The 20459-nt window shown below is 59.6% G+C and carries 17 protein-coding genes; 4 read left to right on the forward strand and 13 right to left on the reverse strand.

The window, feature by feature from the left end:
* The first annotated feature begins 132 nt into the window (after positions 1-132).
* Genes ACZ3HH_RS03610 through ACZ3HH_RS03620 form a run of 3 tightly spaced genes read left to right on the forward strand, consistent with a single transcriptional unit; the run spans position 133 to position 5347 of the window.
* Positions 133-1236 (forward strand): efflux RND transporter periplasmic adaptor subunit, encoded by a 1104-nt coding sequence (locus ACZ3HH_RS03610; protein WP_465802793.1) that lies wholly within the window; start codon positions 133-135, stop codon positions 1234-1236.
* Positions 1233-2300, forward strand: a complete 1068-nt coding sequence (locus tag ACZ3HH_RS03615) for an efflux RND transporter periplasmic adaptor subunit (protein WP_460143813.1) — start codon at positions 1233-1235, stop codon at positions 2298-2300. The genes ACZ3HH_RS03610 and ACZ3HH_RS03615 overlap by 4 nt, the downstream gene beginning before the upstream one ends.
* Positions 2297-5347: an efflux RND transporter permease subunit gene (locus ACZ3HH_RS03620; protein ID WP_465802794.1), complete on the forward strand. Its 3051-nt coding sequence runs from the start codon at positions 2297-2299 to the stop codon at positions 5345-5347. Before ACZ3HH_RS03615 ends, ACZ3HH_RS03620 begins: the two co-directional genes overlap by 4 nt.
* A 112-nt stretch (positions 5348-5459) precedes the next feature.
* Here the strand turns inward: ACZ3HH_RS03620 and ACZ3HH_RS03625 are convergent, their stop codons facing one another.
* The 13 genes from ACZ3HH_RS03625 to ACZ3HH_RS03685 all read right to left on the reverse strand — a co-directional run bounded on the left by ACZ3HH_RS03625 (position 5460) and on the right by ACZ3HH_RS03685 (position 19043).
* Positions 5460-6089, reverse strand: coding sequence for a class I SAM-dependent methyltransferase (locus ACZ3HH_RS03625; protein WP_465802795.1), 630 nt, complete (start codon positions 6087-6089; stop codon positions 5460-5462).
* A 300-nt stretch (positions 6090-6389) separates the two neighbouring features.
* Positions 6390-6746, reverse strand: a complete 357-nt coding sequence (locus tag ACZ3HH_RS03630; RefSeq protein ID WP_465802796.1) for a DUF6124 family protein — start codon at positions 6744-6746, stop codon at positions 6390-6392.
* A 547-nt stretch (positions 6747-7293) separates the two neighbouring features.
* The gene (locus ACZ3HH_RS03635; protein WP_095054448.1) at positions 7294-7938 is read right to left on the reverse strand and encodes a methionine ABC transporter permease; all 645 of its coding nucleotides are present in this window, start codon (positions 7936-7938) and stop codon (positions 7294-7296) included.
* Positions 7928-9049 carry a methionine ABC transporter ATP-binding protein gene (locus tag ACZ3HH_RS03640; RefSeq protein ID WP_465802797.1) on the reverse strand — a complete coding sequence of 374 codons (1122 nt, stop codon included), beginning with the start codon at positions 9047-9049 and terminating at the stop codon, positions 7928-7930. The genes ACZ3HH_RS03635 and ACZ3HH_RS03640 overlap by 11 nt, the downstream gene beginning before the upstream one ends.
* Before the next feature lie 2 nt (positions 9050-9051).
* Positions 9052-9861 (reverse strand): MetQ/NlpA family ABC transporter substrate-binding protein, encoded by an 810-nt coding sequence (locus ACZ3HH_RS03645; RefSeq protein ID WP_465802798.1) that lies wholly within the window; start codon positions 9859-9861, stop codon positions 9052-9054.
* A gap of 128 nt (positions 9862-9989) precedes the next feature.
* Positions 9990-11348 (reverse strand): LLM class flavin-dependent oxidoreductase, encoded by a 1359-nt coding sequence (locus ACZ3HH_RS03650; protein WP_465802799.1) that lies wholly within the window; start codon positions 11346-11348, stop codon positions 9990-9992.
* Positions 11348-12541, reverse strand: a complete 1194-nt coding sequence (locus ACZ3HH_RS03655; RefSeq protein WP_465802800.1) for an SfnB family sulfur acquisition oxidoreductase — start codon at positions 12539-12541, stop codon at positions 11348-11350. The genes ACZ3HH_RS03650 and ACZ3HH_RS03655 overlap by 1 nt, the downstream gene beginning before the upstream one ends.
* Before the next feature lie 38 nt (positions 12542-12579).
* Positions 12580-13821: an SfnB family sulfur acquisition oxidoreductase gene (locus ACZ3HH_RS03660; RefSeq protein ID WP_465802801.1), complete on the reverse strand. Its 1242-nt coding sequence runs from the start codon at positions 13819-13821 to the stop codon at positions 12580-12582.
* A 391-nt stretch (positions 13822-14212) separates the two neighbouring features.
* A complete protein-coding gene (locus ACZ3HH_RS03665; RefSeq protein ID WP_465802802.1) occupies positions 14213-14971 on the reverse strand; it encodes a hypothetical protein in 759 nt (252 codons plus the stop codon).
* A 508-nt stretch (positions 14972-15479) separates the two neighbouring features.
* Positions 15480-16229 (reverse strand): L-cystine ABC transporter ATP-binding protein TcyN, encoded by a 750-nt coding sequence (gene tcyN / locus ACZ3HH_RS03670; protein ID WP_008068688.1) that lies wholly within the window; start codon positions 16227-16229, stop codon positions 15480-15482.
* 4 nt (positions 16230-16233) lie between these two features.
* Complete coding sequence (tcyL, locus tag ACZ3HH_RS03675) at positions 16234-16899, reverse strand: cystine ABC transporter permease (RefSeq protein WP_007903115.1); 666 nt, start codon at positions 16897-16899, stop codon at positions 16234-16236.
* Positions 16899-17693, reverse strand: coding sequence for a cystine ABC transporter substrate-binding protein (tcyJ, locus tag ACZ3HH_RS03680; RefSeq protein WP_007903114.1), 795 nt, complete (start codon positions 17691-17693; stop codon positions 16899-16901). Before tcyJ ends, tcyL begins: the two co-directional genes overlap by 1 nt.
* 351 nt (positions 17694-18044) lie before the next feature.
* Complete coding sequence (locus tag ACZ3HH_RS03685; RefSeq protein WP_465802803.1) at positions 18045-19043, reverse strand: D-cysteine desulfhydrase; 999 nt, start codon at positions 19041-19043, stop codon at positions 18045-18047.
* A gap of 190 nt (positions 19044-19233) precedes the next feature.
* On the opposite strand from ACZ3HH_RS03685, the gene epsC reads away from it, so the two are divergent.
* Positions 19234-20160 (forward strand): serine O-acetyltransferase EpsC, encoded by a 927-nt coding sequence (epsC, locus tag ACZ3HH_RS03690; protein WP_008005160.1) that lies wholly within the window; start codon positions 19234-19236, stop codon positions 20158-20160.
* Positions 20161-20459 lie beyond the last annotated feature (299 nt).

The raw sequence follows: 20459 nt of genomic DNA on the forward strand, positions 1-20459 counted from the left end.
GGAGCAAGCTCCCTCGCCACAGTCAAGCCCCTAAGCCACAAGTACGCAACAACCCCGTGCACCTGCTGAACCCTGTTCTAAGCTCACAGTCGTATCGTCACTGGCACGTTCGTACGACGCAAAGGAGTTTGCATGGCGGGTCCCGGATTGAAATTAATGGTTGGCCTAGGCCTCATCGCCTTGCTGACCGCCTGTGGCGATAAAAAGCCCGTCGAGAAGGACCGCCCACGAGTCTTCGTGCAAGAGGTCAAACCATCGGATTACGCCGCCGAGGTGACACTCACCGGCGACGTCCAGGCGCGAATTCAAACCGAATTGTCGTTCCGCGTGGGCGGCAAGATCATCCAGCGTATGGTCGATGTCGGTGATCGGGTTTCGGCCAAACAAGTGCTGGCCAAACTCGACCCGAAAGATCTGCAAACCAATGTCGACTCGGCCCAGGCTCAGGTCGTTGCCGAACAGGCCCGGGTCAAACAAACCGCCGCGGCCTTCGTTCGCCAACAAAAACTCCTGCCCAAGGGCTATACCAGCCAGAGCGAATACGATTCTGCCCAAGCTGCCTTGCGCAGCAGTCAGAGCGCATTGACCGCTGCTCAGGCGCAATTGGCCAACGCCCGTGATCAACTGAGCTATACCGCGTTGATTGCCGATGCGCCGGGGGTGATTACCGCGCGCCAGGCCGAAGTCGGCCAAGTGGTGCAAGCCACGGTGCCGATTTTCAGCCTGGCCCGGGACGGCGAGCGTGATGCGGTGTTCAACGTTTATGAATCGCTGCTGGCCGAGCCGCCGTCGGATAGATCGATTGTGGTCAGCCTGCTCGACAACCCGAAGATCAAGACCACGGGCACTGTTCGGGAAGTCACGCCGGCAGTGTCCGCGCAGACCGGCACGGTGCAAGTCAAAGTCACCCTGGCCAGTCTTCCCGAGGGCATGCAACTCGGGTCGGTGGTGAGCGCCACCGCCAAGCCAGTCGGCAAAACCGCAGTGGAGCTGCCCTGGTCGGCCCTGACCAAGAATCTCAGTGACCCGGCTGTATGGCTGGTGGACGCCGAGGGCAAGGCGCAATTGCACACGGTTACCGTCGGCCGTTACCTGACCAGCAAAGTCATTGTCAGCGCCGGCCTCAACGGTGGCGAAAAAGTTGTCACCGCAGGTGGCCAATTACTGCATCCGGGCGTGCGGGTGGAGATCGTCGAAAACACCTACAAGACACCAATGACAGGAGCCCAGCCATGAAGCGCCTGTTGCTGTTGTCCGCCGCGGCATTACTGGTCGCCTGCTCCAAAGAGGAAGCGCCGCCAGAACCGGTTCGGCCGGTGCTGTCCGTGGAGGTGAAAGCGCTCAATCAAGAAGACCTCGGCCGGTTTGCCGGCAGCATTCAGGCCCGTTACGAAAGCAACATCGGTTTCCGGGTGCCGGGGCGTATCGCCAGCCGTAACGTCGATGTCGGCGCCGAAGTCCAGAAGGGCGCCTTGCTCGCGACCCTCGATCCCACCGATCAGCAGAACCAGTTGCGCTCGGCTCAGGGGGATCTGGCGCGTGTTCAGGCGCAGCTCATCAATGCTCAGGCCAACGCCCGGCGTCAGCAGGAACTGTTCAATCGCGGGGTTGGCGCCCAGGCTCAACTGGACATCGCCCAGACTGATTTGAAAACCACTCAGGCATCCCTCGATCAAGCCAGGGCCGCAGTCGATCAGGCGAAGGATCAACTCAACTACGTTGAGCTGCGCACCGATCACAAAGCCATTGTCACCGCGTGGAACGCCGAAGCCGGGCAGGTGGTGACGGCCGGCCAGCAAGTGGTGACGCTGGCGCAGCCGGACATCAAGGAAGCGGTGATCGATTTGCCCGACACCCTGGTCGATCAATTACCGGCCGACGTGGTGTTTCAGGTCGCCTCACAACTGGACCCGAGCATCACCAGCACTGCCATCGTGCGCGAAATCGAACCCCAGGCCCAAAGCGCAACCCGTACCCGTCGCGCCCGCCTGAGCCTGACCGATACGCCGCCGGGCTTTCGCCTCGGCACGGCGATCAGCGTGACTCTCAGCTCTGCGATCAAGCCACGCCTCGAGCTGCCAGTGAGCGCGTTGCAGGAGGTCGACGGCAAACTGCGGATCTGGGTCGTCGATCCGCAGACGCAAACCGTTTCCCCACGGGACGTCAGCCTGATCAGTCGGACCGATGCCACGGTGGTCCTGGCCAACGGCGTGAAGTCCGGCGAGCGGGTGGTCAGTGCCGGTGTGAACAGCCTCAAACCGGGGCAGAAAGTGAAAATTGACGAGGACAGCCCGCAATGAAAGGGAGTTTCAACTTATCCGAATGGGCCCTCAAGCATCAGTCGTTTGTCTGGTATTTGATGTTCGTCGCGCTGCTGATGGGGGTGTTCTCGTACCTGAATCTGGGGCGTGAAGAAGACCCGTCGTTCACCATCAAAACCATGGTGATCCAGACCCGCTGGCCCGGCGCGACCCAGGAAGAAACCCTCAAGCAGGTCACCGACCGGATCGAGAAAAAACTCGAAGAACTCGACTCGCTCGATTACGTGAAAAGCTACACACGCCCCGGCGAATCGACGGTCTTCGTTAACCTGCTCGACACCACCAGCGCCAAGGACATCCCGCAAATCTGGTACCAGGTGCGCAAGAAGATCAACGACATTCGCGGTGACTTCCCGCAGGGCCTGCAAGGGCCGGGATTCAACGATGAGTTCGGCGACGTGTTCGGTTCGGTGTATGCCTTTACCTCCGACGGCCTGTCGATGCGCCAGTTGCGCGATTACGTGGAACAGGTGCGTGCCGAAATCCGCGAAGTCCCGGGGTTGGGCAAGGTCGAGATGGTCGGCGAGCAGGATGAAGTCCTTTACCTGAACTTCTCCCCCCGCAAACTGGCCGCGCTCGGCATTGATCGGCGCGAGGTGGTGCAGACCCTGCAATCGCAGAATGCCGTGACCCCGGCGGGGGTGATCGAGGCCGGTCCCGAGCGGATTTCAGTGCGGACCTCGGGGCAGTTTGCCTCTGAAAAAGATCTGGCCAACGTTAACCTGAAGCTCAACGACCGCTTCTACCGACTGGCCGACATCGCCGACATCAGCCGTGGCTACGTCGATCCGTCGACCCCGGAGTTTCGTTTCAACGGTCAACCAGCCATCGGCCTGGCGATCGCCATGAAAAAGGGCGGCAACATTCAGGACTTCGGCAAGGCGCTGCACCTGCGCATGGATGAGCTGACGGCGGACCTGCCGGTGGGCGTCGGTGTACACACCGTTTCCGACCAGGCTGTCGTGGTGGAAGAAGCCGTCGGCGGCTTCACCAGTGCGTTGTTCGAAGCGGTTGTGATCGTGCTGATCGTCAGCTTCATCAGTCTGGGTGTTCGCGCCGGGCTGGTGGTGGCGTGTTCGATTCCGTTGGTGCTGGCGATGGTCTTTCTCTTCATGGAATACAGCGGCATCACCATGCAGCGGATTTCCCTCGGTGCGCTGATCATCGCCCTCGGCCTGTTGGTGGACGACGCGATGATCACGGTCGAGATGATGGTCACGCGCCTGGAAATGGGCGAAACCAAAGAGCAAGCGGCGACCTTCGCCTATACCTCGACCGCATTTCCGATGCTCACCGGCACGCTGGTCACCGTGGCCGGTTTCGTGCCGATCGGCTTGAACGCGAGTTCCGCCGGTGAGTACACCTTCACCCTGTTCGCGGTGATCGCGGTGGCCATGCTGGTGTCGTGGATCGTCGCCGTACTGTTCGCCCCGGTGCTCGGTGTGCACATTCTGAGCGCCAAGGTGAAGCCTCATGACGCAGAGCCAGGACGCATCGGTCGGGCGTTCAATGGAGGCCTGCTCTGGGCCATGCGCAATCGCTGGTGGGCCATCGGCATCACCGTGGCGCTGTTTGTGCTCTCGGTGTTTTCCATGCAGTTCGTGCAGAACCAGTTCTTCCCGTCCTCGGACCGCCCGGAAATCCTTGTCGACCTGAACCTGCCGCAAAACGCCTCGATCGCCGAAACCCGCATGATCGTGGATAAGTTCGAAGCGACGCTCAAGGGCGACCCGGACATCGTGCGCTGGAGCACCTACATCGGCGAGGGTGCGATCCGTTTCTACCTGCCCCTCGACCAGCAATTGCAGAACCCGTACTACGCGCAACTGGTGATCGTCAGCAAAGGCAAGTCACGCACGGCCTTGACTGCTCGTCTGCAAAAACGCCTGCGTGAAGAGTTTGTCGGTGTCGGCAGTTACGTCCAGGCCCTGGAAATGGGCCCGCCGGTGGGACGGCCGATTCAGTATCGGGTCAGCGGTAAAGACATCGATCAGGTGCGCAAACACGCCATCGCCCTGGCCACCGAACTGGATAAGAACTCGCACATCGGCGAAATCATTTACGACTGGAACGAGCCGGGCAAAGTGCTGCGCATCGACATCGCCCAGGACAAGGCGCGGCAATTGGGGTTGTCGTCGGAAGACGTGGCGAGCCTGATGAACAGCATCGTCGTCGGTTCGCCGGTGACGCAGGTCGATGACGATATCTACCTGATCGACGTGGTCGGCCGCGCTGAAGATGCCGAGCGCGGAAGTCCGGAAACCTTACAGAACTTGCAGATCGTCACCCCCGGCGGCACCTCGATTCCGCTGCTGGCGTTTGCCACGGTGCGGTATGAACTCGAACAGCCGTTGGTGTGGCGTCGTGATCGCAAACCGACCATCACCATCAAGGCGGCGGTGCGCGACGAGATTCAGCCGACCGACCTGGTGAAACAGCTGCAACCGGACATCGATAAATTCGCCGCCAGTTTGCCGGTGGGCTACAAAATCGCCACCGGCGGTACCGTGGAGGAAAGTGGCAAGGCCCAGGGGCCGATTGCCAAGGTCGTGCCATTGATGCTGTTTTTGATGGCGACCTTCCTGATGATCCAGTTGCACAGCGTGCAGAAGCTGTTTCTGGTGGCCAGCGTCGCGCCGCTCGGGTTGATCGGCGTGGTGCTGGCGCTGATCCCGACGGGTACGCCGATGGGTTTCGTGGCGATCCTCGGGATTCTGGCGTTGATCGGCATCATCATCCGCAACTCGGTGATTCTGGTGACCCAGATCGACTCTTTCGAGAAGAGCGGCTACACGCCGTGGGACGCGGTGGTGCAGGCCACGGAGCATCGGCGCCGACCGATTTTGTTGACGGCGGCTGCAGCAAGCCTGGGGATGATCCCGATTGCCCGGGAAGTGTTCTGGGGGCCGATGGCCTACGCGATGATTGGCGGGATCATCATCGCGACTTTGCTGACGCTACTTTTTCTGCCGGCGCTGTACGTGGCCTGGTACAAGGTTCGCGAGCCGAAGAAAGAAGTGCAGTGAGGCGAGCGCTTCGCGCTCATCGCGGGCAAGCCCGCTCCCACAGTGATCGAGTCGTTCAGGCAAACTCGGTTCCCTGTGGGAGCGGGCTTGCCCGCGATGGCGTCCTGTCAGGCTACACCGGCTTACGCCAAACACTCGCCAACCAAGGCTGTTGCTCCCGCGGCAGTCCCGCCGGCCGGTAGTAATGCTCAAGCTCCACAAATCCCGCCTCAGTCAGTAACTCCTGCCACGCCTGAAGATCGTAATACGCCCCATAACGCGGCCCGTTCCAGCCTTCCTGATTCTCACCACGCGGATTGGAGCTGAACAACACACCACCCGGTTTCAACGCCTCGCGCAGCTGCTTCAACACCCGAGGCAATTCCTGACTCGGGATGTGGAACAGCACCGCATTGGCAAAAATCCCGTCAAACCGCCCGGCCGGCAGGTCGAGTTTCAGAAAGTCCTGCTGCCAGACTTCGCAACCACTGTCTTCCCGCGCCATCTGCGCAAGCTTTTCCGAACCGTCGAGGCCGACGGCACTGTGGCCCAGGTGCGTGAAGGTTTTCAGATCGCGGCCAGGGCCGCAGCCAAAGTCGAGAATGCTAAAGGGCGACTCACCCTGAATATGTCGTAGCAGGGCATCGATGTTCTGGCTGACATCGTGATCGCGAGTGCCTTCACGGAAGTCCTCGGCCACTGCGTTGTAATGGCCCAGAGTGGTGGAGGTGATCTGCTCCAGGTCGGCGGGAGTCTGTTTCATGGTCGGCTGCGCAGGTAATTGGGATTCGCCGAATATACGCCATGACGCCGGGGGCTGCTGCGCAGCCCATCGCGAGCAGGCTCGCTCCCACAGAGATTGTGTGAACACTGAAAATCCATTGTGGGAGCGAGCCTGCTCGCGATGGCGGTATCACTGACAACCAATGACTAAAGCCAGGCTCAAGGTTTGTTAAAGACCGATGTCAGTGAATTGTTGGGTGGCAGCTGTACGCAGGTTAGTAGGCCGGTCAATAGGAAAACCGGTGCACCCGAGGATGCCCAGCGCACAGCCACCAAATCCTCAGGTCTGTTTCATCCCCAGGCATTCAATGGACCGATCAACCATCGCCTTGGCAATCTCCAGCAAATGCCAAACGGAAAACACCAATGCCCGATCGGCCCCCGTGAGCTGATCGCCACACTGATACGCCGTGACCGAGGCACAGCGCAGCAGATCAGCGACGTAGAGCTGGGTATCCTCGAAGCTCACGTCTTTGCTGACGTTGTAGAAGCGAAATTCGTCGGGCGGTGAGGGCTGATCGCCGGTGAGGTAGAAATCAATCGCACGGTAGAGCGCCGATCGATCCCTGAGCGGGTCTTCAGTGGCGGTTTCGTTGGTGGGGTTTTCGGGAGGTGGATCGGGAACAGATCTTTTCATGGGTAAAACTCCTAGCGTTAATTGGAGCCAACCGATATCGCGACTAAACGAATAGGGGGTGGCGGCTGCACACAGGTTAGTCGACCGGTCGCCAGGCAACACCGGCGCACCCAAGGGTGCCCTGCGCACAGCCACCATAACTTTCAGGCAATAAAAAACACCTGACATGAGGTGGCGCTGTGCGCCTAGCGAAATCCGGGCGACTAAACCCGATCACTGATGAGCAGTGACGGACCGAGACTAGCCACGGAATTTGGCAGGCGCAAGCGAGCGGAATGATCTAGGAAACGTCCTGCAAATGAAAGGGATCTGGCCTGCTGGCACTCTGATTTTCTTGTGCGAAATGTTCCCCAGGAACTAGAGACAATACTTCTGGTGAGAGAGCTTTTCTGTGGCGAGGGAGCTTGCTCCCGCTCGATTGCGCAGCAATCGCAAAACCATTCGATGAGATTTATCTGACACTCCCTTATTGAATGGTTTTGGGGCTGCTGCGCAGCCCAGCGGGAGCAAGCTCCCTCGCCACAATAGCCCTTCAACCGCACCGAACTCAGCGCTTGTTGAGGCCCCGCGCCAAGCGATCGCCACCCAACTGAATCACCGCCACCAACACCACCAGCAACACAATCACCGTCAACATGATCTGGCTATCAAAGCGCTGATACCCGTACCGATAAGCGATGTCCCCCAACCCACCGGCCCCAATCGCCCCGGCCATGGCTGACGAGTTGATCATCGTCACCAACGTAATCGTAAAACCACCGACAATCCCCGGTAGCGCTTCGGGCAGCAGCACATGCCAGACAATGTGCCCGCGTCGGCAGCCCATCGCCTGCGCCGCTTCAATCAACCCATGGTCGACCTCGCGCAAACTGACTTCGGCAATGCGTGCGAAAAACGGCGTGGCCGCAATGGTCAGCGGCACCACGGCAGCCCAAACGCCATACGTGGTGCCGACGATCAACCGGGTAAACGGAATCAGTGCCACCATCAAAATCAAAAACGGAATCGAGCGAAACAGGTTCACGAACGCGCCCAATGCGCGGTTCAGCGCCGGTGCTTCGTAGATCCCGCCCTTGGAACTGGTGACCAGAATCACCGCCAGCGGAATGCCCGCCAGTAGCGCGATCAGTGACGACACTCCAACCATCAAGAACGTGTCGATAAAACCCTGGAGCAATCGATCAAACCACATAACCCAACACCTCCACCTGTTGCGCCCAGTTGCCAGCGCGCTGACGCAATTCCTCGGCGCCTAGGGACGAACCGTTCACCGCCAACAGCAATTGCCCGAGCGCATACCCCTGAATCCGTTCCACGCCCCCTTGCAGCAAACGCACGCGGCCACCGAGAGCGCTGAACAGCGCCGCCAGGTCTGGCTCGTCACTCGCGCTGCCGGTGAATTGCAAGCGCAGCACCACAGCGGCGTCCGAAGACTGCGGCTGCTCCCGCAAGCGGCTTTGCAGTTCTTCCGGCAGCCCGTGTTGCAGCGGCGCGAGCAAAGTCTTGCTGACCTCATGTTGCGGGTTGCCAAAGACTTCCCAGACCGGCCCTTGCTCGACGATTCGCCCGTGTTCCAACACCGCGACCCGATCACAGATCTCGCGGATCACCGCCATCTCGTGGGTGATCAGCACGATGGTCAAACCCAGCCGTTGATTGATCTCGCGCAACAGACCGAGGATCGATTGCGTGGTCTCCGGATCCAGCGCCGAAGTCGCCTCGTCACACAGCAGAATCTCCGGGTCATGCACCAGCGCGCGGGCGATGCCGACGCGTTGTTTCTGCCCGCCGGAAAGCTGCGCCGGGTAGGCTTTGTGTTTCTCTTGCAGGCCGACCAGTTCCAGCAGTTCGCGGACTTTACGCTCGCGCTGCTCCTTGGGCACGCCGGCGACTTTCAGCGGCAATTCGACGTTCTGCCAAACCGTCTTCGCCGACATCAGATTGAAGTGCTGAAAGATCATGCCAATCCGCCGCCGCAGCGCCACCAAGCGGTCTTCATCGAACTCGCCGATGTCCACCTGATCGATCAGCACCCGCCCGCTGCTCGGTTGTTCGAGGCGGTTGATGGTGCGGATCAGCGACGACTTGCCGGCGCCGCTGCGACCGATGATGCCGAACACTTCGCCGCGCTGGATCGCCAGGTCGATGCCGTGCAAGGCCGCCACCGGACCTTGCTGACCGTCGTAGGTTTTGCCCAGGCCGATGAAGCGCACGTGGGCGCGATTCAGGTCTGGGTGCAGTTCGGTGTGTGTGGCGTTATGTGGCTCTGGAAGTTCCAGTCGCCGTTGGATCGCGGCCGTCATGTTCAGCTTTCCCAGCCGGCTTGATAGAGCTTGCCATGGGCTTTATCCAGCGCCGCGCGAACGGCTGGCGAATGCTGGTAGATGTCGACGAATTTGATCAGGCGTGGATCGGTTTTGCTTTTCGGCTGGATCACGAACTGGATCACGTATTCCTTGTGATCGAGGCCGTCGAACAGCAGGGCGGAACTGGCATCGAAGGTCTTCGATAGGCGAATGTAGGCCGGGTAGCCCTGAACCAGATCAGCATCGTCGTAGGCGCGTACCAGTTGCACGGCTTCGACTTGAAGGATTTTGATTTTCTTCGGGTTGGCGATGATGTCTTCTTCAGTAGCTTTGTAGCCGACGCCCGGTTTGAGGGTGATCAGTCCGGCCTTGGCCAGCAGTTGCAGGCCCCGACCGCTGTTGATCGGGTCGTTGGCGATGGCCACGCTGACGCCTTCGGGCAACTCGTCGAAGCTTTTGTATTTTTTCGAGTAGAGACCGACGTTGTTGATGATCCCCGGGGCGAACGGCACCAGGTCAAAACCGGCGGCGGCCTTGGCGTTTTCCAGGAACGGGATGTGCTGGAAATAGTTCACGTCGATGTCGCCCGAGGCAAGGCTGACGTTGGGGGCGATCCAGTCGCTGAACTCCACCAGTTCGACTTTCAGGCCTTGTTTGTTGGCTTCTTCTACTGCTGCTTCCAGGGGAATGGCGAAGGCGGCGGTGGTGCCGACCTTCAGTGGTGCGTCGGCGGCGAAAGTGATGGAACTGAAGAGGCCGAGGGCCAGGGCCAGTGCTTTGACTGGGTGAGAGAGGTAGGTCTTTTTCATGATGGGGTTTCCAGTCAGTGCATTGAGTTTTTGGTGTCTGTTCGGGCCTCATCGCGGGCAAGCCCGCTCCCACAGTGTTCTCGGGTGTTCACACAATCCCTGTGGGAGCGGGCTTGCCCGCGATGCTTTTAGCGGCGGAACGCCGACCCGGTGTGTTGCTCGGGTAAATGCGCCTCGCCGTGAAACAGTTTTTCTCGCAGGCTGCCGCTGTCGTAAGCGGTCTTGTATGACCCACGCCGTTGTAACTCGGGGATCACCAAATCGATGAAATCCACATAGCTTTCCGGCGTAATAATTCGCGTCAGGTTGAAGCCATCCAGACCGGTTTCCGCGATCCACGACTCCAGCTCGTTAGCGACTTGCTCAGGCGATCCGACCACGGTGATGTAGCGGCCACCGAGGGCGTGTTGTTCCAGTAGTTTGCGACGGGTCCAGTCGTTGTTTTGCAGGTTCTTGGTGGCAGACTGGATGGCGTTGCTCTTCACGTACTGGATCGGTTCGTCGAGTTCGTACTCGGAAAAATCGATTCCGGTGGAGGCCGAGAAATGCGCCACGCCGGCCTCGGCGCTGGCGTAGCTCAGGTACTCGGCGTGCTTCTTCCAGGCCAGTTCTTCTGTCGCACCGACGATCACGTTCAAGCCCATGAACACCTTGATGTCCCAAGGGTTGCGCCCGGCCTCAATGGCGCTGGCGCGAACCTTGTCCACCTGAACCCGGGTCGCCGGTTTGTTCTGACCGCTGATGAACACACACTCGGCATGCCGACCGGCGAACAGCAGGCCGCGATCGGAGCTGCCGGCCTGGAACAGCACCGGCGTGCGTTGCGGCGATGGCTCGCAGAGGTGATAACCCTCGACCTGATAGAACTCGCCTTGGTGCTCAACCTTGTGCACCTTGTCTGGCTGGGCGTAGATCCGTTGCTCGCGGTCGTTGAGCACCGCGCCGTTTTCCCAGCTGCCTTCCCAGAGTTTGTAGAGCACTTGCAGGTACTCGTCGGCCTGGTCGTAGCGGCGGTCGTGCTCGACCTGTTCGCTCAGGCCCATGGCCTTGGCAGCGCTGTCGAGGTAGCCGGTGACGATGTTCCAGCCGACCCGGCCGCGACTCAGGTGATCGAGCGTCGACAGGCGTCGGGCGAACAGATACGGCGGTTCGTAGGTCAGGTTGGCGGTGAGGCCGAAGCCGAGGTTTTTGGTGACGGCGGCCATGGCCGAGACCAGCAGCAGCGGGTCGTTGACCGGCAACTGGATCGACTCTTTGAGCGGCACGTCCACCGAGTTTTGATAGACGTCGTACACGCCGACGATGTCGGCGATGAACAAACCGTCGAACAGTCCACGTTCCAGCAACTGAGCCAGTTCAGTCCAGTATTCGATGGTTTTGTATTGGGTGGAGTTGTCCCGTGGATGCGTCCACAAGCCGTGGTTGATGTGCCCGATGCAGTTCATGTTGAACGCGTTGAGCAGGATCTTCTTTTTAGCAGTGGCCATCAGATGGTCCCTCGCAATGGAGGGTTTTCATCGTTGAGGTAGTAGTTGCCGACAGCGTGATACTTCCAGCGCACCGGGTCGTGCAGCGTGTGTACCCGAGCGTTGCGCCAGTGGCGATCCAGACCATGTTCGATCAAGGTCGCCTGGCTGCCGGCCAGTTCGAACAATGTGCTGCCGGCCGCGAGGGAGATTTCGGTGCTGATGGCCCGGGCTTCGGCAACGGCAATCGACGCGGCGGCGACGGTCTCGGCATTGGTGTCGGTCTGGGCCAGGTCGAGGATTTCTCCAGAGCGTTCCAGCAAGGCTTCGGTGGCGTGCAGGCGAATGCTCAAGTGACCGAAACTCTTGATCGTCAGCGGGTCCTCGGTGGCTTTGTCGTTGCCGGAATCAATCCACGGTCGGGTCTTGGTGCGCACAAAATGCAGGGCATCTTCATACGCGGCGCGGGCGATGCCGGTGTCGATCGCGGCGTGGAGAATCTGCGCCAACGGGCCGACGGTGGTCGGGCGTTCGAAAGCGCTTTGAAACGGGATCACGTCCTCGGCGGCGACGTAGACATCCTCGAATACCACCGAACCGCTGCCGGTGGTGCGCTGGCCGAAGCCGCTCCAGTCGTCGATCACCGTCAGGCCTTTGCTGTTGCGCGGGACGAAAGCCAGTTGCTGCACGCCGTTTTCGTCCACCACTGACGTCGGGATGCGCTGGGCGTAAATGGCGCCGGTGGCGTAGAACTTGCGGCCGTTGATGCGATAGCCGTTGCCATCGCGAGTCAGGCTGGTGACGCGATCATGGGCGGTTTTGGTGCCCAGTTCCGCGAGTGCATTGCCGAAGCGCTGGCCGGCCAGTACTTCGGCGTAGAGACGTTTTTTCTGCTCATCGGTGCCGTTCACGCGCAGCACTTCAAGGGCGTAGAAATGGTTCTGTGGAATCTGTCCGAGGGAGCCATCGGCCTGGGCGATCAACGCGATCACCTTGGCCAGGGTGACGTTGGAAACCCCGGCGCCGCCGTACTCTTTTGGCACGCTGATGCCCCAAAGTCCCGAACGGGAAAACACTTCCAGTTCCGGGTACGGCAAACGACGCTCGCGGTCGCGCAGGGCGCTGTCACGTTTGAAATCGTCGGCCAGGTCACTGGCGACGATCAGGGCTTGCTCATCGCTGGTGATGACCGCGACGTGGTGAGAGAGAGTCATGTGTTTCTCCAGAGATCTGGTCAAAAAGGTTCTGGTCGTCAGATCCAGGAATGGCGAGCCGGCAGAGTGCCATTGAGGTGGTAGTCGCCTACGGCGTGATACTTCCAGCGCACCGGGTCATGCAGCGTGTGCACCCGGGCGTTGCGCCAGTGGCGGTCGAGGTTGAATTCGGCGAGGGTGGCGCGGCTGCCGGCCAGTTCGAAGAGCTTTTCGCTGGCCAGCAGCGAGATCTCGGTGGTCAGCACCTTGGCTTGCGCCACGGCAATCGAGGCGCGTGCAGCGGATTCGGCGGTGAGCGGCGCGGCGTTGACCTGATCGAGTACTTGCCCGGCCTTGCGCAACAGCGCTTCGGCGGCGTGCAGTTCGATTTTCAGCTTGCCGATGTCGGCGATCACGTAGAGGTCGTCGCTGGCGCGGTCGACCTTGGCGTCGATCCACGGTCGTGCGCGTTTTTGCACGAACTCGATGGCGTCATCGATGGCGCCTCGGGCAATGCCGGCGTCGATGGCTGCTTGAATCAACTGCGACACGGCGCCCTGGGTATTCGGGCTGTCGTTGATCTTCCAGTTATCCACCACCAACTCGGCGTCGACCCGCACGTTGTTGAGCAAAATGGTGCCGCTGGCGGTGGTGCGCTGGCCGAAACCCGACCAGTCATCAACGATGCGCAACCCCGGTGTTCCGCGACGAACGAAGGCCAGCACTTGCTTGCCATCGTCGTTCAGCGCCTTGACGGCCACCCAGTGAGCGAACAGGGCGCCGGTGGAATAGAACTTCTGCCCGTTGATGACGAAGTTATCGCCGTCGGCAGTGATTCGAGCCTTGAGCTCCAGGGTATTTTTGGTCCCGCGCTCCGGCCCCGCGTTACCGATTCGCCAGCCTTCGAGCACGCTTTTGAACAGCTGTTTTTTCTGCGGCTCGGTGGCGCTGCCGAGTATCAGGTTGAGAATCCCGAACTGGTTCTGCGGGATCTGCCCCAAGGCCGGGTCGGCCGCGGAAATGATCGCGAACACCGAGGCTAGGGTGACGAATGAAACCTGCGGGCCACCGTACTCACGCGGGATGGCAATGCTGCCCAGGCCGCTGCGGGTGAACTGTTCGATTTCCGACCACGGCAGCTTGCGCTGCTGGTCACGTTTGGCTGCTTGCAGGCGGGCGACTTGCGCCAGCTCATGGGCAGCCTTGATGGCTTGAGCGTCGTTGCGCAAGACCTGCGCGGGCAACAACAATGGGGCGATGTCCAGATCACTCTGGACGATTGCATCTGCCAGACTGGACATCAGTGCCGCTCCTTGGCTGCACGCAATGCCCTGGCGATTTGCACTGGGGTGATTGTGTTCCGGACCATACCTACCTCACATCTCATGAAAGCGCCGCAAGTTGCGGCGAACGAAAAACACGAATGTCCGGTGGTCCGGTGTATATACCCTAAACGCACATTAATAATTAATGAACTAACTTTTAGGAATATGTATAGAAGGTCTGCTCTGAACCCTGTGGCGAGGGGGCTTGCCCCCGTTCGGCTGCGAAGCAGTCGTAAATCCTGCCTATGCGGTTTGCCTGACACAACGTCGGGCGTTCAAGTTTCGGGGCCGCTTCGCGACCCAACGGGGGCAAGCCCCCTCGCCACAGAAGCCCCTCCCCACGAAGACGGTGTTACACCAAGAATCTTCACTTCTTTCGGGATTCAGCCGCCATGAGCGCTTCTTTCGGCGGCACCTTCAGGTAGGGATTGGCACAGCCGATTTTCAGTGTGCGTGCCGGTGCCCATCGCGAGTTGTTACCCACGCGGTCGAGGATGCAGTAGGTCACTTCCAGTCGAAGGTCTTCGCCGGCTTCGAGAATGATCGCAGGGGGCACCCAGACCTGAATCGGCTGTCCCACATCGCAAGCTTTGAGTTTGGGCAGATCCATGCGCACATCGCCCCAGCGCAGGGTGATTTCGTCGTCGACGGCCATGTTCAGGTACGGTTCGATGGTCAACGGGACACCGCGTTTGACCTGGTTCGAATTGACCCCCTGACGGCGAATGGTCTCTGGGATGAATACGGGCGCCAGACTCTGGTTTTCCTCATCGCAAAGAAGCAGGCCACCCGGGCAATCGAGTTTGATCTGGACGCGCGCCGCCGGTGATACCGCCGGCCCTTGCCCGACCTGCATGACCTTGTAATGGACGCGTGCAGAACCATTGGCAATGAAACTTTCCGGCACCCGCAGGCTCACGGCTTTGCTGTCGTGGTCGACCCCCAACACGCTGGAGGCGACATAGCAGTTGTTCCAGAACAGCTCGATCAGATCGCCTTCGTCCATGCCGGGGTAGGGCGGCACGTCGATCATCAGGTGAGCGGCCGAGGTGATGTTGATACCGGCCTTGTGGCTTTGCGCCAGGGTCGGGGCTGCGAGTTCGGGTTTGTTCGAAGTGCTTGTCATGGGGTTTCTCTCCTTGAAGCCTTGCCGCGAAGTCCATTTCTGAAAGATCGAAAGGCGTGAATTACCAAGCAACAAAACGATTCACTATTTGCGCGCTTAAACAATAATTGAGTGGGGTGGTTGTTGCCTGTTGGGGACTAGATAAGAGTGCAGTTGAATAGGTGTCAATAGCGTTGGTTGGTTAAAGGTTAGTTCTTGCGTGATTCAGAAAGCTCCTACGCGGCGTGGTTAATAAACCGCATCGCTCTGTCGAATATAGTTCGGTATTTGGTGGGTTTTATGCCTCCGAGGCAGCAACCCTTTGAGCGTGGACAGCGAGGTGTTTTATAGATTTTAGGCGATATGAATCTGTTGCAGGACATATATATGTACCGCATCGGACGGTGGGAAGTTATTTATGATGGAGGCGAATCATGTGAGTCGTTGAAAGCTGACATGCGATTTTTATAAAGCGGCGTTAATGCCACTTCCATCCATGGAAGTTGACAACTTTTCGAGTGGGGCGGCACTAAGCGTTATTAAGAAACTTGCTGAGAAACTGCTTCGTCCGTTCCTCTTTCGGATTGGCAAACAGTGCCTTGGCTTCGCCTTGTTCGACGATCACACCCTTGTCGAAAAACACCACGCGGTTGGCCACGTCCCGGGCAAAGCCCATTTCGTGGGTAACGATCACCATGGTGCGTTTCTCCTCGGCCAGGCCGCGGATGGTCGCCAACACTTCGCCCACCAGTTCCGGGTCCAGCGCAGAGGTTGGTTCATCGAACAGGATCACTTCCGGTTCCATCGCCAACGCTCGGGCAATCGCCACACGCTGTTGCTGACCGCCGGAGAGGCGTCGCGGGTAAGCGTCTTCCTTGCCCGCCAGGCCGACCTTGGCCAACAGCTTCTTACCCAGGGCAACGGCTTCGGCACGCGGGATCTTTTTCACCACCAACGGGCCTTCGATCACGTTTTCCAGGGCGGTGCGATGGGGGAACAGGTTGAAGTTCTGGAACACAAAACCCACATGCTGGCGCAAACGCCGTACCAGACTCTGCTGCTGGTTCAGGGGGCGGCTGCCATCGATCTCGATGTCGCCGACCTTGATCCGGCCGCTGCTAGGTTCCTCGAGAAAATTCAGGCAACGCAAGAAGGTGGTCTTGCCCGAGCCGCTGGGGCCGATGATCGCCACCACTTCGCCTTCCTTCACCTGCAGATCGATGCCGTTAAGCACCACCTGACCCTTGAACTGCTTTGTCAGTTTTTCCACGACAATCATTGGGTCAGGACTCCTGGTCGTGCCGATTGACCCGCGCTTCCAACTGGTTCTGCAGGTGCGACAGTACAGTCGCCAGAACCCAGTAGATCAGCGCAGCGGCAAGATACATGGTGAAAATTTCGAAGGTACGGGCGGTGATCAGCTGTGCCTGACGGAACAGCTCCGGCACCTGAATGGTGGCCGCCAGCGCGGTGTCCTTGACCAGCGAAATAAAGCTGTTGCCCAAAGGTGGCAGAGCTGTGCGCGCCGCTTGCGGCAGGATGGCCCGGCGCAGGGTTTGCGCGCGGGTCATGCCGATACTGGCGGCGGCTTCCCACTGGCCGCGCTCGATGGAGCTGATCGCGGCACGCAGGATTTCGCAGGCGTAGGCCGCCATGTTCAGCGAGAAGCCGATCAGGGCCGCCGGCAGCGGATCAAGTTCGATACCCAATTGCGGCAAGCCGTAATAGATCACGAACAGTTGCACCAGCAACGGCGTGCCGCGAAAGAACGACACGTAGATGCGGGCGATCCAGCTCACCAGTTTGAAGCGCGACAGCCGCATCAACGCCAGGCCGAAGCCCATCAGCAGGCCGAAGAACATTCCGCCCAGGCTCAGGATGACTGTGTAGTACGCGCCCTTGAGCAGAAAGGGCGCGGAGTCCAGCGCAAGTTGGAAAGCTTCTCCCATTATTGAGTGACGTCAGCGCTGAAGTACTTTTCCGACAGCTTTTTCAGCGTACCGTCGGCACGCAGCTTGTCGATGGCTTTGTTCACCGCGGCCAGCAGCTCAGGCTCGCCTTTGCGCAGGGCAATACCGGCTTCCTGGCGGGAGAATGCTTCGCCGGCGGCGGCAGTGTCCTTGGCCTTCCTGGCATATTCCAGCGCGGCCAGGCGGTCGATCAGAATGGCGTCGATGCGGCCGACGCGCAGATCCTGGAACTTGGTCGGATCATCTTCGTAGGTGCGGATGTCAGCCTTGGGCACATTCTCTTTCACCCACTGCTCGTAGTTGGTGCCCAGACCTACGCCGACTTTCTTGCCGGCCAGATCGGCGGCGGTCTTGATGGTGTCTTTGTTTTTGGTCAGGGTCAGCGCCTGAATCCCGGAAACGGTGTAAGGCGTGGAGAAGTCGTACTTCTTCTTGCGCTCTTCGGTGATGGTCACCTGGTTGATCACCGCGTCCAGACGCTTGGATTCCAGGGCTGCGAGGATGCCTTCCCATTTGGTCGGCTGCAGTTTGACCTTCACGCCCAGCTCTTTGGCCAAGGCTTCGGAGAACTCGACTTCGAAGCCGCTCAGTTTGCCGGCCTCGTCGACGAAGCTGAACGGTGGATAAGTGCCTTCCAGACCGACGTTGATCACGCCTGCGTCCTTGATTTTTTGCAGTTGCTCACCAGCCACTGCCTGCCCGAGCAGGCCGGCGCTCAGCGCCAGGCCCAGCGAACCCACGAGCAGATTTCGACGTAATGCGGAAAAATTCATGACAAGCCCCTGTGTTTTCTTATGGAAGACGCTTAAGGAAAGTTGGCAAATTCGGGATTTGAACGACTGCGATATCGTGCCCTAAAGCAGCTTATGCGTCTTGCTGCAAATTCGCCTGCGGCGTGACTATATGATATCGCTGTTAGATCTGAAAAATACTAAATACTAAGTTTGTTATTCTCTTATTGAATATAAGGTTGATGCGATCCCCTGTGGCGAGGGAGCTTGCTCCCGCTCGGCTGCGCAGCAGTCGTAAAACCATTCACCGCGATTCAACCGAAACACCTCGGCGCCGGTTGTGGGGGCGCTTCGCACCCCAGCGGGAGCAAGCTCCCTCGCCACAGAAATGCTTCATCCAATCAGAGAATCTTTATAGGCAAACAACGCCGGCGCCCCACCGGTGTGCAGGAAGATGATCGGGCCGTCATTGAAGCGCTGGCGCCCGATGCCGTCGAGCAAACCGGCCATGGCCTTGCCGGTATATACCGGATCCAGCAGCAACCCTTCCTGACTCGCCAGCAGCTTCAGCGCTGACAATGTCCCGGCATTCGGTTCGCCATAACGCGGGCCGAAATATTCGTCCCACAGTTCGATTTTGAAATGCGCCGGCAGGCTCACGCCCAGCAGCTCGGCTGTGCGTTCGGCGAGGCCCTGGACTTTCGGTCGTTGCGCTTCATCGCTGCGGGAAACGGTCACGCCGATCACTGGCAAATCCGGCAGTACTTCGCTCAACGCCAGCGCCAGGCCGCTGTGGGTGCCGGCACTGCCGGACGCCAGGACCACCGCGGCGAATTGCAGCCCGGTGTCCTTGATCTGTTCAGCCAGTTCCAGGCCTGCACGGACATAACCCAAAGCGCCCAATGCATTCGAGCCACCAATCGGCACCAGATACGGCTTTTTACCATTGCTGCGCAGACGCCCGGCCAGCGCCTCCAATTGCTCGTCGGCATTGTCGAGGTTTTCCACCAACTCGACCTTGGCATCGAACAGGTCCAGCAACAGCCGATTGCCGTTGCCGACATAGTTGCAGTCGTCGGTGCCGAGCGGATTTTCCAGCAGGGCCACGCAGCCCAAACCAAGCTTGGCCGCAATGGCGGCGGTCTGGCGCACGTGGTTGGACTGGATCGCGCCAGCAGTGATCAACGTATCAGCGCCCTGGGCCAAGGCATCGGCGGCCAGGTATTCGAGTTTACGCAGCTTGTTGCCGCCCAGTGCCAATGGCGTCAAGTCATCGCGTTTGACGTACACATCGCGGCCCAGCCAGGTCGACAGGCGTTCGAGTTTTTCCAGGGGAGTAGGGTGACCGAGCAGGTCGAGGCGGTTAAAGCGGGCAAGCTGTTGTTTGATCATGGGTCCGTACTGGCGGAGGAAGATGTCAGGACTATAGGCACGGGTATTTAGTGGGGCAACTGCCAATCGCTTATAGCCAAAAGTATTAAGCACAGCACTATTGGTTCTTAATTCGGCTGCAAGCCGTTGCCGTAAAGTAATCGCGGTTAACGCGGCCAGACAGTCCGGCCGCCCGTGAGGAGTTTTTACCGTGAGCGAGCGTTCCAGCCATTGGCAATTGCAGACCATCGTCAGCCAACTGCGTACGGCGCGCGACCAGTGGCGCGCACAAAACGGCCGTGCCAGCGGCGAGCAGGGCGGTCGCGAGTTGCCGTCCCGAGCGGCCATGGCAGACATTCTCGAAGCCTTGTGCGGTGCGCTGTTCCCGATGCGTCTGGGCCCGGTGGATTTGCGCGAGGAGAGTGAAGATTTCTACGTCGGTCACACACTCGACGTCGCACTGAACGCGTTGCTCGCTCAGGCGCGGCTCGAACTGCGTTATGCCGCGCGCCATAGTGCCCAGGCCGATACTGAAGTCGAGGCCAAAACCATTCAGATCATTCAGGATTTCGCCCTCGCTTTGCCGGGGCTGCGCACTCTGCTGGACACCGACGTACTGGCGGCCTATCACGGCGACCCGGCGGCTCGCAGTGTCGATGAAGTGTTGCTCTGCTATCCGGGGATTCTGGCGGTGATTCACCATCGCCTGGCCCATCATTTGTATCGCGCCGGCTTGCCGCTGCTGGCGCGGATCAGCGCGGAAATCGCCCACTCGGCCACCGGCATCGACATCCATCCGGGGGCGCAGATCGGTCGCAGTTTCTTCATCGATCACGGGACGGGTGTGGTGATCGGCGAGACCGCGATCATTGGCGAGCGCGTGCGGATTTATCAGGCGGTGACCCTGGGTGCCAAGCGCTTCCCGGCGGACGAGGACGGGCAGTTGCAGAAGGGCCATCCGCGGCATCCGATCGTCGAGGACGATGTGGTGATCTATGCCGGCGCAACGATTCTGGGGCGGATCACCATCGGCAAGGGCTCGACCATCGGCGGTAATGTCTGGCTGACCCGTAGCGTGCCGGCAGGGTGCAATCTGACCCAGGCGAATCTGCAGCATGATGATGGGACGCAGAAGTAAGCTCCAAAATCTCTAGTGGTCTTTCTGACGCCATCGCGGGCAAGCCACGCTCCCACAGGTTTTGTGTCGAACGCTAATTCCGTGAACGACACGAAACCTGTGGGAGCGTGGCTTGCCCGCGATGATTTCAGGCCAGGCCGAGATAATGGCATTTAGCTAATTTCCCGCCGAACGAATCCCGCAAACCCCGCGTCATCCCCTTCCTTGAGCTAGCGTAGGAAAGCTACCGCCGAGCCCTGCGATTAGTCCTTAGCCCCCTATCCATGTTTAACTTGAACGCTTATTCAAGTTAAACCACC

The sequence above is a fragment of the Pseudomonas sp. PME37.24/025 genome (assembly GCF_055556615.1).